Genomic DNA, 13727 nt, shown 5'->3' on the forward strand with positions numbered 1-13727 from the left:
GAATTGTCAGGCAAAGATAAGCAAATTTTCTTATTGAGCAGCACTCTGACGGGTAAAGACGTAATCGGTATCGCCTATTTCAAATTTCATCAACGGCCCTTTGATTTTCACATCATCCAGTTTCCGGATAGCTGAATATCGGTTTACAAGAGCCATTTTAAGGCTTTGCCCGATTGCCGATGCGACAGACGGCTTGATTGAATCCACGCGAGGCCCGTTCATTTCAGTAATAACTCCATTTACCACTACTGCGTCCGGATCGACACTGACAGTCAAGGTCGACGGATCAAGGCTTACAGCTACTTCATCGTCATCAATCACAGTCCAGGTGCCGCTAATTGTAGAACGACCGCTTACAGTCAGCCCAAGTGGTTCGACGAATCCAGGCTGCCCCACAATCTGAGTATTAGCCGAAAGCATCCCGGCAATAGTCAAAGTGCCGCCATGTACACCTTTTGGCATCATATCCGGATTTGAGGAAATATCAATTGTCTCAATGATCGTAGCCGTCACCGATGCATTATCAGTGAAATTTTCCGGAGTCCCGGCCCAGCTGCCAGGCAGTTCTTTTGCCAGTCGGGCTGTTTCGTCACATGAAACCATTGAAAAAGCTCCTAAAAGTGTCAATCCGTAAATCAGACCTTTCATATTATACATCTTTGTGTTTTGAGAAACTATTTAGATTATTTATGTCATATACATAAACGCACAGGGGTTAAAATTTGTTTCATATACGCTAAAAAATGATTAATTTTGCCATTGTCTAACAAAAATCCGAAGAAAACGTGAGCGTCAATAAAGTCATATTAATAGGCAATGTCGGGACAGATCCTGAAATACGTTATATTGAGACGAGGCCTATCGCTTCGTTCCGAATGGCGACAAACGAGCGAGAGCGCACACTGCCTGACGGATCAAAAATCCCGGAACGCACCGAATGGCACAGTATCGTCATGTGGGATGGAGCTGCTGAATTCGCAGAGAAGTATATCCGCAAAGGGTCACGTCTTTATGTGGAGGGCAAAATTCGTTATCGAATCTGGGAAGACCGTAACGCCATCAAACGTAATGTGACCGAGATATATGTGGACAATTTTGAATTGTTAGGATTCAAATAGTCCCTGATCGAACAGAGACGGGTATGACGAAGAGCTGGCAGCGGGCTGCTCTTTGTGGGGTGCGGATGGATTATTATTAATGACCATTGTGTGTTGCTGCACCCACCCTTGGGTGCTATTGCGCAAATATAATGTCATGACTCCCTTATGCCCCTGAGCTGTGTTCAATACATGACGATAGACTTCAGTGAGGCTACTGACTCCACTGACGCTAAGTGTAGCCAATGTTCTGCGCCCAATCATGACTGTGAGATAGAGTCTGTCAGTGGAGTTAATTGGATTAGTTGTTCTCATAAGCCTATTGTTTTTTTACAAAGGCAAAGGTAAATGCACGCATGGGCAACATTGATGCACACAAAAGTTAATTACATGTAATGCCGATTCTATTTCTTTATGTCATAAGTTGAAATCAATAAACCCTTTTCAGATAGTGGATGTTATAATTTCAACTATTTTTGACTATGAGAAAAATATTTTACGCTTTAACTATTTTGAGTGGAATCGGATGCGCTTCAACACGAATTTCCGCAAAGGATAACAGCACAGGCTATTTGAATGAGAATATGCCTGCAAGCTGGAATTATTCTACATCTGTCACTGCATCTGAACCGCCGGAGGATACTGACTGGTGGCTAAACTTTGACGATCTACTGCTTGATTCGCTTATTGATGAAGGTCTGAAAAACAATTACAATGTCAGTATGGCGGTGAAGCGCATCAACGTGGCAAATATACAAGTCCGTCAGGCTATGTCAGGCTATTATCCGACTGTCGGTCTGAGCGGAGCTTATAACTATAGCCGAAACGCCGGTGCGATTTCAGGATCTTCAGTTCCATCATCGACATCAAGCCATTTTTCGCTTGGAGCTAAGATGAACTGGGAAATTGATCTATTCGGGAAAATAGCATCTCAAGTGAAAGATAAAAAAAGCCTGCTGAAAGTAAGTAAAGCCGATTTTGACGGGGCCATGTTGAGTATCGCCGCCAACATAGCCACTTATTATATGAATATGAGGACATTTCAGGAGAAAATATTTGTCACGAAAGAGCATCTTGCCTCTCAGGCAAAAGTAGTGGAAATTGCAAAAGCACGTTTTGAAGCAGGCCTTGTGTCCAAACTTGATGTAACCCAAGCAGAGAGCGTATATTACTCAACTGAAGCACAGATTCCACAACTTGAGACTTCGCTAAACGAAGCTGTCAACGCGCTTGCTGTATTGTTAGGTGTCTATCCTGATGCCATCCGGCCACGATTGTCAGCAGCTTTCATTCCTCCTCAATATCGCCATTTGGTCGCAACCGGAATTCCCGCAGATCTGCTCCGCAGGAGACCGGACATCATAGCGGCCGAAGCTCAGCTTGAGTCATATGCAACCCGAATCGGAATTGCCAAAAAGGACTATCTCCCCAATCTGTCATTGGAAGGCACAATCGGTGTTGCCGCTCATAACGCAAAAGACCTTTTCGGCAAAAACAGTGTTGAATATTCCATCACTCCTACCCTTTCATGGACTCTATTTGATGGCTTCAGTAGAAAATATGCAGTTCAAGAAGCTAAAGAGCAACTTGAAGAAGGGATTGACAATTACAACCTGACTGTACTGACTGCTGTCAATGAAGTTGACAACGCAATGAGTTCATACCTTGCCTCACTGCAGACAATGGACAGCAACTCCAACGGTCTGAAACAAAGCACAGAATCGTTTGACCTGTCAGTCAGTCTCTACAAACAGGGGCTTACCCCATTCACCAATGTGGTAGATGCTCAGATTAATACACTGACATATGCCAACTCCCTCATAACAGCCCGTGGGGATGCTCTTGTGTCACTGATCAATCTTTACAAAGCATTAGGAGGCTCCATCACAGCCCAATAACACGCAACATAATCCATAAACGCAAAACCAGACGAAAGACATGAATACAAAGTTTATATCATCAGGCATACTCCTTATAGCCACCATGCTGGTTTCATCTTGCAGCAAGAGTCATAGCCATAATTACGAAGATGCTGAGGAAACAGTTGATGTGGCATTCCCTGAAACTGATTCTGTGACTCTGACCAATACTTATCCAGGATATTTCACTCCTGAGGCCAAAGTCGATGTCGTGGGTCGTGTCAGCGGACAGTTGCTTAGCAAAAATTTCAGCAATGGGCAATACGTCAATAAAGGGTCTGTGCTCTTTCGCATAGAAGCCAGCAAATATCGCGATGCCGTGCAGCAGGCGCAGGCTGAACTCGCTACGGCAAAAAGTTCCAAAGACTATGCCCAAAGCCACTACGATGCAGTAAAGAAAGCGCTGGAAAGTGATGCGGTTTCTAAAATGGAAGTCATTCAGGCCGAAAGTGACTTAAGACAGGCAGAAGCAGATATAAAAAATGCACAGGCTGCATTGGAGACCGCCACGACAAACTTAGGATACTGCACAGTCATCGCCCCTATATCCGGCTATGTCACATCGGCCTCTTATGATGTCGGATCATATATCAACGGAGAAGGGAGTCCGGTGATCCTTACTACTCTCTACAATAATTCGACTCTGACGGCTCAGTTTTCAATTGAAGACGAAAAATTGCTGGAACTTCTACACAACAATGATTACCGGAATATGCCTGAACTGAGAAATGTCGAACTGAGTTTTTCAGACACCATCGGTCACAGATATTATGGCGATCTAACATATATGGCTCCTATGGTAGACACATCAACCGGGACTGTCGCGTTGCAATGTAAGATTGATAACAAATATGATGAACTCCGCCCCGGAATGTTTGTCAAGATCAATCTGCCATATAAGAAATTAAAGAAGGCAATACTGGTAAAGGACTCTGCTTTGAGCACAGATCAGCTTGGCAAATATCTCTATGTTGTCAATGATTCAGACAAGATCGTGTACACACCTGTATCCATTGGTCCGCTCTATCACGATTCTCTGAGAGTGATCCTTTCAGGCATCTCCCCCGATTCCCGTTATGTGACAAAGGCCATGCTGAAAGTCACTGACGGCATGAAAGTAAAGCCTATCATTGTTAAATAATCACAACCTGAGTCCCGAATCTTCCTAAACGCACATTTATGTTCTCCAGATTCTTCATAGATCGTCCGATTTTCGCCACGGTCATCGCTATAATAATGGTATTGATTGGGTTGATGACTGTCAAAAGCCTGCCTGTGTCACAATATCCCGACATAACACCGCCTACAGTTATGGTGTCAGCATCCTATCCGGGGGCGGATGCAGCAACCATTGCCGAAGTCGTCGGAACTCCGATCGAAGAACAGATCAACGGAGTCGAGGGCATGATGTATATGAGTTCGAGCTCAAGCGATGGGTCATACAGCCTGACCATTACTTTCGAAAACGGAACAAATCTTGACGATGCTGTCGTCAAAGTCCAGAATCGAATTTCATTAGCCGAAGCCACTCTTCCTACAGCTGTAAAGGAGCAGGGAGTCTCGGTCATGGCCGAATCTTCAGACATCATACTTTTCATTGCGCTCGAAGGAGATAACCCCGACCGCTACAACGCCTTGTATCTGACCAATTACGCACAGCTCAATATTATCGATGAGTTGTCAAGAATTGATGGTGTGGGAGGCGCAGGTGCGTTCGGAGCCGGCAAATACAGCATGAGGGTGTGGCTTGACCCTGAAAAAATGAGAGTCCGCGGCATTACGCCTTCAGATGTCAGCGAAATGATCCAGTCTCAGAATCTTGAAGTTTCATCAGGCAGTGTCGGAGCACCGCCGGCGCCATCCGATGTCGATTTTGAATTTACTTTGACGTCCGACGGGCAATTGCAGACTGCTGAAGAATTCGGCAATATCATTTTGAAAACAGATCCGAACGGTTCGATATTACGGCTGAAAGATGTTGCAACCGTTGAATTAGGCAGTGAAAGCTATTCAACTATCTCACATGTGTCCGGTAAGCAAGCCGGGCTGATCGGTGTGCAGCAGCGTCCAGGCGCCAACGCGCTTGATGTCGCAACAAAGGTCAAAGCTAAAATGGATGAGCTTTCTGAATATTTTCCGGATGGAGTCCACTATGAAGTGATCATGGACACGACATCGTTTGTCAACGCTTCTATCGACGAAGTGCTTGTGACATTCGTAGAAACAACCCTCATTGTGATGATCGTCATCCTGATTTTCCTGCAAAGCTGGCGAGCAGTAATCATTCCGATGATTGCGATTCCTGTTTCACTGATAGCAACATTTGCAGTAATGAAACTGCTTGGATTCTCCATAAACACTCTGACTTTATTCGGCCTTGTACTTGCGATTGCAATTGTGGTCGATGATGCAATTGTGGTGGTGGAAGACTGCGCCAGACTCGTGCAGGAAGGGAAACTCACGCCAAGACAAAGTTCAGAGAAAGCTATGACGGAACTGCAAGGGCCTGTGGTTGGCGAGGTCCTTGTGTTGTTGTCAGTCTTTATACCTACCGCTTTTATCAGTGGTATTACCGGTGAGCTCTACAAACAATTCGCCCTTACGATTGCAACCGCTGTTGCATTTTCCGGATTTAACGCTCTGACATTCACTCCGGCTATGTGTGCACTTTTTCTTAGAAAAAAAGAAGGCCCTAATCCTCATTTCTTTATTTACAAATGGTTTAACAAAGGATATGGGAGTGTCATGAAGAAGTACACATCCGCCATCGGATGTTTGCTCCAAAGGCCATTGATCGCCATAGGAATATATGTCATCATATGCCTTTTCGCATTCTGGGGATTCATGAAACTACCTACCAGCTATATCCCGCAGGAGGATATGGGTTATTTCATGACATCCGTGCAGCTTCCGACCGGAGCATCGCTGGACCGAACGGATAAGATTGTGACAAGCCTGGCAGATCAGATAAAAAAAATACCTGAAGTAGATAATGTGATCTCTATTTCAGGTTCATCCATGATGGGCGGAGGGTCTGGCACCAATATGGGATCATTATTCGTTGTCCTCAAACCCTGGAGTCAGCGCAAAGGCAAAGGACAGGATGTGGATGCCATCATGGCTCATGTCAGTGAAATCGCTGGCAGCTACCAGGAACCCATAGTATTTTCAATCAATCCTCCTGCCATACCCGGTTTAGGCATGACCTCCGGGATGCAAATGCAGATACTCGACATAAACAACCTCGGCGCAGATGCCCTTCAGAAAGTACTGGCAGCAATGAAAGAAGCGGCTAAAAAGGATGACAGAATCGCACAACTCACCACCCAATATCAGGCAGGTGTGCCTCAATATGCAATCAGAGTGGACCGTGACAAAGCCAAACTGCTCGGACTCTCTGTTGATGACATATATTCTACACTTGCTCAATTCATGGGCGGTAGCTATGTGAACGACTTTGTCAAATTCGGGCGTACATATCAGGTAAATCTGAGTGCTGACAGTGAATCCCGTAGCCGTATAGGAAAACTCGGCAGACTCTCTGTGCGCAATGCAAACGGAAACATGGTGCCGTTCTCTTCATTCATATCTATAGAACCCGCCATCGGACAGTCAACAGTCAGCCGATATAATATGTACACCACCGCCTCAATTACCGGGACTCCGGCCGGCCATGTGTCAAGCAAGGAGACCATAAAGGCGATGGAGGAAATTCTGGATGAAGCCGCAGGTGACCAGTTTGCATATGCCTGGACCGGAGAAGCCTATCAGGAAACCCAGGCTGGGACCACAATAACATTCGTATTGCTGTTTGCTGTCATCGTTACAGCCCTGGTTCTCGCAGCACAATATGAAAGCTGGACCGATCCGATAGCTGTTGTCATATCTATGCCTACGGCGATATTAGGCACTGTGATCGGGTGTCTGCTTCTGTCACAATCGATTTCAATCTACACACAGATCGGCATAATCCTGCTGCTCGGCCTTTCTGCAAAGAACGCCATACTCATAGTCGAATATGCACGCGACTTCCACCAAAGCGGCCAGACTGTCAGACAAGCAGCATCTGATGCTGGTGTCATTCGTTTCCGCCCCATCATGATGACTGCATTTGCTTTTGTTTTCGGCGTATTGCCTATGCTTTTCGCCACCGGAGCCGGAGCTAATTCACGCATTGCGTTGGGCACAGCCGTTGTCTTCGGTATGGCCGTCAATGCCATTGTAGGCACTCTGTTTGTGCCGGGCTTTTGGGAACTTTTGGAGAATTTTCGTGAGAAGCATCTTTCCAGAATCTTCGCCGGTTCAGATCAAACGTCCAAGAGGCTGCAAAACACCGATAAAAGCGCTTCCGGTGAAGAAAATTGATATGAATTTTTCGTTAACATTATTTAATTATTTTCCATTGATGAAATAATTAGCGTATCTTTGTAGGTGAAAACATATATCCAAAGCTACCAATGGCGTCGAAAACCCGCGAAAGACTCCTTGAGGTTGCCCATCAGCTTTTCACCAGCAATGGTGTTGAACGGACAACAATGAACGATATTGCCACTGCTTCTGACAAGGGGCGGCGCACTATCTACACCTATTTTAAAAACAAGAGGGAGATCTATGAAGCGGTAATTGAGCGGGAGAGCGATGCCATAGTCATGAAATTGCGTGGTATCGTCAATTCCGATCTTGAGCCTGAAGAAAAACTTCGCCGTTTTCTGAATGCCCGCTTCGACATCGTGGAAGAAACCATTCGGACATCCACCACAAGCCAGTTGCTTTCATATCTTACGCTTGACTATAAACGTCTTGAGCGGATAAGACTGCTTGCTGTAGCCAAAGAACAGGAACTCATCAAAGAAATGATTGACGAGGGAGTCGGGAAAGGCATCTTCGATCCTCTTCAGGCATCATTGCTTCCGGAAGTATATCAGATGATTTTCCAGGGAATTGACTATTGCCATCTGAGAGACAATTTCAGCCAGTTGGGTATAACCCCGGCAGGAATCAGGGAGTCTGTTATCAGTTTCGTGCTAAATACGCTCTTACTTAAATCAACTATATAGTAAACCCAAACGACTATTCAGAAAATGAAATTACTTGAAGGAAAAGTAGCTCTCATCACCGGCGCCGCCCGTGGCATCGGAAAGAGCATCGCCGTTAAATTCGCACAGGAAGGTGCTGACATTGCATTCACCGACCTCAATCGCGACGAAAATATGGAAGCGACCGAAAAAGAACTGCAGGCTCTTGGCGTGCGCGCTGTCGGTTATGCCTCTAACGCTGCTGATTTTGCACAGACTGAAGAGGTTGTCAGCAAAGTCAAAGAAGATTTCGGCCACATTGATATCCTTGTCAACAATGCCGGCATCACTAAAGACGGTCTGATGATGCGAATGACCGAAGCCCAGTGGGATGCTGTCATTGCCGTAAACCTCAAGAGCGCATTCAACTTCATCCATGCTGTTCTCCCTATCATGATGCGTCAGCGTCAGGGTTCAATCATCAATATGGCATCTGTAGTGGGCGTTCATGGAAATGCCGGACAGTCAAACTATGCAGCATCAAAAGCCGGTCTTATCGCTTTGGCCAAGAGCATCGCTCAGGAAGTCGGTTCACGCGGCATTCGCGCCAATGCTATTGCCCCTGGCTTCATAGAGACTGCCATGACCGCAGCTCTGCCTGAAGACGTGCGCAAAGAATGGGCTCAGAAGATTCCTCTGCGTCGCGCCGGTCAGGTTGAAGACATCGCTAATGTAGCGACATTCCTTGCTTCTGACATGTCAAGCTATGTATCTGGTCAGGTGATCCAGGTAGATGGCGGCATGAACATGTAATACCGGACCAACGTTAATCACATAAGGATATTTCCCTGATCAGCAAACAGGCGCTGAAAGAGAATATCCTTATGTTATTCAATTAAAAGGTGCCAAAAACGGCCCATAACCACCCCAATATAATGCTGACTTACAATACACAATTAAAGCATCTGAAATTGCCTGAGTACGGGCGCAACATTCATCAGATGGTGGAACATTGTCTGACTATTGAAGACCGGGATGAACGCACTCGTTGCGCACATTCCATAATCAACTGCATGAGCAAACTGTTCCCCAAACTGCGTGAAGAAGAAAACTATCAGCAGAAATTGTGGGATCATCTCGCCATCATGAGCGACTTCAGACTTGATATTGACTATCCTACAGAAGTTGTCAAAGCCGAGAATCTGAATACAGTGCCCCAAAAGATTCCATATACATCCGAACATATCCGCTATCGTCACTATGGCAAGGATGTGGAACGATTGATCGCAAAAGCTGTCAGCATGGAACCCGGAGAAGAGCGAAGCGAGCTTGTACTGCTTATTGCCAACCACATGAAAAAGCAGCTACTTGCTGCAAATTCAGATGGCGTGGATGACATAAAGATTTTCAAGGATCTGGCAGAGTATTCACATGGTCAGATTCAGCTTTCTCCGGAGACGACAGTTCTTCACGAGTTCAAAATCGTGGCTCCGCCAAGCGGGAAAAAGAAAAAGAAGCGATAAGCAGACACAGCAATTTCTTCTAAAAAACATCATATAACCCATAAAGCCACTCCAAGTGATCAGACTATCAGAAATAGCAGAGGTAGGTCGCTTTAACAAGCCTCATGGCATAAAAGGCGAAATTTCCGTCTCGATTAACACCGACATTGACCTGAACGATGTCAAATGTGTCATCGTTCCTATTGACGGGATATTCGTTCCATTCTTCCTGCAGACGGTTAGACCCAAAACCGCCGATACTTCTCTGATTACTATTGACGGCATAGATTCAGAAGAGAAAGCCCAAAGCCTCACCAACCGCCCCCTTTTTATACTTCGTTCCGATCTCCAGGATGACGATGATGACAATAACGAAGACGGCTTTTATGCGTCTGACCTGATCGGTTTTAAAGTCAATGACATGACCCACGGAGTTATCGGAGAGATTTCTGACATCAACGATTCCACCCAAAACATTCTCTTTATCGTAAAAACGCCTGACGGCAAAGAGCTGATGATTCCGGTGGTTGATGAATTCATTCTCTCCATCGATCCGGAAAACGAGACTATCAACACAGATATACCTTCAGAAATACTGACACTAAACGACTGATTCCAATATGAAAGAATTCGATGAAAAGCAAGCCATAAAAGTAATGCGAGGGGCTCTTTCTCCTGAGTCTTCGAAACTCTATGTCGATGATGAGATCCTCAACATTATCGACATAATCTGGGATTGGTATGAAGACAACGGGCTTCTCGACATCGACACCGAAGCGGATGACGAAGATGTCAATACCAACGCACTGATCAAGCATGTCAGAAAAATGCTGTCTAAGGACCCCGACTCTCCGATAAACCCCGATGACGTTGAGGCGCTCGTCATGGCAGAACTACGCTATGAGCAATCACTGGATTGCTTCGAAGACTAAAAGCATCCAATAACAAATATTCTCGCCAATATGAAAAAATATCTGTCAATAATTCTATCGGCTTTAGCCGCCTTAATGCCTGCTTGGATCTCGGCAAAGAGCAACAGCACTGATCCATATAAGGATTATGATGAGACACGCTTTATGGATATGAGTTTGGATGAGAATATCCTGACCCCTGCCGTCGGGAAAAACGAGCATGCGGCAATCAAGACATACATGACCAGACTCGCCCAGGATCTGGCGAAAAAAAACTACATCGTTGATATGACCCGAAACGATGAGGTTGTTGTGGTCACAGTCCTTTCTGATGATATTTTTCTCCCGAACGACACTCTTCTATCTCCGTCAGCACCCTCGCGGCTCACTCCAATACTGAAATTATTTTCCGATCCGTTCATGATGAAAATGGTTTATTCCGTCCATACCGACAACACCGGATCGGCTCCGTATAATATGCGTCTTTCCCATGAGCGCAACAATTCAATCTACGACTGGATGCTTGACAACATCAATGAAGATCTGATAGTGATCCCTTACGAAATGGGCGACACTGATCCGGTTGCGGCAAATGACACTCGCGACGGACGGCGCGAAAACCGGCGTGTAGAGATTTTCATGATCCCAGGACCGAAAATGATCACACTGGCCCGCAAGGGACAGCTTTTGAAATAGCAGCAACAGTCATTACCTCTTTCAGACTATTATAATTGCAATATATTATCACAGAAACATATTAAAAATGGCAAAAGAACTTAAGGATCTGACCAAACGCAGCGAAAACTACTCGCAGTGGTACAATGAGCTCGTGGTCAAAGCCGATCTCGCAGAGCAGTCGGCGGTTAGAGGCTGTATGGTTATCAAGCCCTACGGTTATGCAATTTGGGAAAAAATGCAACACGAACTTGACCGTATGTTCAAGGAAACAGGTGTACAGAACGCCTACTTCCCGCTTCTCATTCCAAAATCGTTCCTCTGCCGCGAAGCCGAGCATGTCGAAGGGTTTGCCAAAGAATGTGCGGTTGTCACACACTACCGCCTCAAGAACGACCCCAACGGCAATGGTGTTGTAGTAGACCCTGATGCACGCCTTGAGGAAGAACTGATTGTGCGCCCTACTTCTGAAACTATTATCTGGGGCACATATAAGAACTGGATCCACAGCTATCGCGATCTCCCCGTGCTGTGCAACCAGTGGGCGAATGTGATGCGCTGGGAAATGCGCACCCGTATGTTCCTGCGTACTGCCGAATTCCTTTGGCAGGAAGGCCACTGCGCACATGCGACAGCCGAGGAATCGGAAAATCGCACCGTCCAGATGATCAACATCTACGCCAAATTTGCGCGTGATTATATGGCTATGCCTGTCATAATCGGTGTAAAAACCGCAAACGAACGTTTTGCCGGAGCGCTCAACACCTACACAATTGAAGCCATGATGCAGGATGGAAAAGCCCTTCAGGCCGGTACAAGCCATAACCTCGGACAGAATTTCGCTAAGGCCTTTGACGTTACATTCGTCAACAAAGACAACAAGCCTGAATATGTATGGGCAAACTCCTGGGGCGTATCAACCCGTCTTATGGGCGCTCTCATCATGACGCATTCAGATGACAACGGGCTTGTGCTCCCTCCCCACCTCGCTCCGATCCAGGTGGTCATTGTACCTATCTACAAGAACAGTGATCAGCTCGCTGAAATTTCAGCCAAAGTAGACCCGATAGTCAACGAACTACGCGCGATGGGCATCAGCGTAAAATACGATGACTCTGAAAACAAGCGTCCGGGCTTCAAGTTTGCAGATTATGAGCTTAAGGGAGTGCCTGTGCGTCTTGCCATCGGAGCGCGCGACATCGAAAACGGCACAGTCGAAGTCATGCGCCGTGACACGCTTGAGAAACATGTTGCCCCGCTGGAAGGAATCGCGGATTATATTAAAGGTCTGCTTGAAGAAATTCAGGCAAACATCTATCAGAAAGCAATAAACCACAGAGAATCCATGACCCGGACAGTCGACTCTTATGAGGAATTCAAAGAAGAGATTGAAAAGGGAGGATTCATCCTGGCTCACTGGGACGGCACCACCGAAACCGAAGAACGCATCAAAGAGGAAACAAAAGCCACTATCCGTTGCATTCCTCTGGATGGTGATCAAACACCGGGCGTCTGTATGGTAACCGGCAAGCCTTCGGCTCGTAGAGTACTCTTTGCCCGCAACTATTAATTTCGGCAACAATCCACGGTTTCATTACTCATCTCCTTCTCTCCTTAATCTCATTTAACGAAGCTGCCAGAAAATTCATATGCCATCCCCGCCAGTCATAGCAATTGTTGTACCCTGCTTCAACGAAGAAGCGGTATTGCCTTTTTCTATTCCCAAACTGCTGGCTATATTAGCCCGCATGGCGCAGCAATCATTAGCTTCTCCAGACAGTTACATACTCTGCTGCGATGACGGGAGCCGGGATGCGACATGGAAAATCATCTCCGATCTGCACCTTAGAGACCGACGCGTCAAAGGAATATCCCTTGCGCACAACCGAGGACATCAGTATGCGCTTTTGGCAGGGCTTATGACCGCAAAAGACCATTGTGACGCAGCTATTTCCATCGATGCCGATCTTCAGGATGACACTGACGCCATAATCGAGATGGTCCGGCGCTTTATTTCAGGCAAAGAAATAGTGTTCGGAGTCAGGGATGACAGAACGTCTGACTCTTGGTTTAAACGAACCACCGCCCATGCTTTCTACTCTTTGCAAAGGAAAATGGGCATTGAAACCATCTACGACCATGCAGATTTCAGGCTTATGAGCCAAAGAGCTCTTGAACTGTTGAGCGAATATGGCGAATCAAATCTGTTTCTCCGAGGGATTGTTCCACAGTTAGGGCTTGAAAGCGACACCGTCTCCTATGCCCGTAAACAAAGAGCCGCAGGCGAATCAAAATATCCGCTTGTCAGAATGCTTTCGTTTTCGATTGACGGAATCACCTCTTTTTCAGCTCGCCCTATGAGATGGGTTTTCTTCACAGGTCTGATCCTGCTGGCTATTGACCTGCTGGTCGGAATCTATGTTGGTTTCTCCATTCTCTATTCTGACAAACTTGAGGCCGGATGGGCTTCGATATTACTATCTATATGGTTCCTTGGGAGCCTGATTCTAATGTCCATCGGTTTGATCGGAGAATATATAGGAAAAATATTTATAGAAGTTAAACAACGTCCGCGATATGCAATTCGCGACATTTTATTTGATTGACA

At 46.0% G+C, this 13727-nt stretch carries 13 protein-coding genes; 12 read left to right on the plus strand and 1 reads right to left on the minus strand.

What is annotated here, in order from left to right; all coding sequences use genetic code 11:
• Positions 1 to 30: 30 nt before the first annotated feature.
• Complete coding sequence (locus C5O23_RS02920) at positions 31 to 648, minus strand: hypothetical protein (RefSeq protein WP_124075850.1); 618 nt, start codon at positions 646 to 648, stop codon at positions 31 to 33.
• Positions 649 to 785: 137 nt separating this feature from the next.
• Here C5O23_RS02920 and C5O23_RS02925 point away from each other — a divergent pair, with 137 nt between their 5' ends.
• The 12 genes from C5O23_RS02925 (at position 786) to C5O23_RS02980 (ending at position 13725) form a co-directional block, all read left to right on the plus strand.
• A complete protein-coding gene (locus tag C5O23_RS02925; RefSeq protein WP_107031463.1) occupies positions 786 to 1118 on the plus strand; it encodes a single-stranded DNA-binding protein in 333 nt (110 codons plus the stop codon).
• A 461-nt stretch (positions 1119 to 1579) separates the two neighbouring features.
• Entirely contained in the window at positions 1580 to 2995 is a 1416-nt protein-coding gene (locus C5O23_RS02930) for an efflux transporter outer membrane subunit (protein ID WP_107031464.1), read from the plus strand.
• A gap of 40 nt (positions 2996 to 3035) precedes the next feature.
• Positions 3036 to 4157 carry an efflux RND transporter periplasmic adaptor subunit gene (locus C5O23_RS02935; protein ID WP_107031465.1) on the plus strand — a complete coding sequence of 374 codons (1122 nt, stop codon included), beginning with the start codon at positions 3036 to 3038 and terminating at the stop codon, positions 4155 to 4157.
• Positions 4158 to 4195: 38 nt separating this feature from the next.
• A complete protein-coding gene (locus C5O23_RS02940; RefSeq protein WP_107031466.1) occupies positions 4196 to 7381 on the plus strand; it encodes an efflux RND transporter permease subunit in 3186 nt (1061 codons plus the stop codon).
• Positions 7382 to 7473: 92 nt separating this feature from the next.
• Positions 7474 to 8073 (plus strand): TetR/AcrR family transcriptional regulator, encoded by a 600-nt coding sequence (locus tag C5O23_RS02945; RefSeq protein WP_107031467.1) that lies wholly within the window; start codon positions 7474 to 7476, stop codon positions 8071 to 8073.
• Positions 8074 to 8097: 24 nt separating this feature from the next.
• Positions 8098 to 8844: a 3-oxoacyl-[acyl-carrier-protein] reductase gene (gene fabG / locus C5O23_RS02950; RefSeq protein WP_107031468.1), complete on the plus strand. Its 747-nt coding sequence runs from the start codon at positions 8098 to 8100 to the stop codon at positions 8842 to 8844.
• 125 nt (positions 8845 to 8969) lie between these two features.
• On the plus strand, positions 8970 to 9554 hold the full coding sequence (locus tag C5O23_RS02955; protein WP_410520468.1) for a DUF4290 domain-containing protein: 585 nt from the start codon (positions 8970 to 8972) through the stop codon (positions 9552 to 9554).
• Between the two features lie 55 nt (positions 9555 to 9609).
• On the plus strand, positions 9610 to 10146 hold the full coding sequence (gene rimM / locus C5O23_RS02960) for a ribosome maturation factor RimM (RefSeq protein WP_161553535.1): 537 nt from the start codon (positions 9610 to 9612) through the stop codon (positions 10144 to 10146).
• Between the two features lie 7 nt (positions 10147 to 10153).
• A complete protein-coding gene (locus C5O23_RS02965; RefSeq protein WP_107031471.1) occupies positions 10154 to 10465 on the plus strand; it encodes a hypothetical protein in 312 nt (103 codons plus the stop codon).
• Positions 10466 to 10495: 30 nt separating this feature from the next.
• Positions 10496 to 11140 (plus strand): OmpA family protein, encoded by a 645-nt coding sequence (locus tag C5O23_RS02970; RefSeq protein ID WP_107031472.1) that lies wholly within the window; start codon positions 10496 to 10498, stop codon positions 11138 to 11140.
• Positions 11141 to 11207: 67 nt separating this feature from the next.
• Positions 11208 to 12689, plus strand: coding sequence for a proline--tRNA ligase (proS, locus tag C5O23_RS02975; protein ID WP_107031473.1), 1482 nt, complete (start codon positions 11208 to 11210; stop codon positions 12687 to 12689).
• Positions 12690 to 12768: 79 nt separating this feature from the next.
• Complete coding sequence (locus C5O23_RS02980) at positions 12769 to 13725, plus strand: glycosyltransferase family 2 protein (protein WP_107031474.1); 957 nt, start codon at positions 12769 to 12771, stop codon at positions 13723 to 13725.
• The last annotated feature ends 2 nt before the right edge of the window (positions 13726 to 13727 follow it).

The organism is Duncaniella muris (assembly GCF_003024805.1).
In the GTDB taxonomy this organism is placed as follows: Bacteria; Bacteroidota; Bacteroidia; order Bacteroidales; family Muribaculaceae; genus Duncaniella; species Duncaniella muris.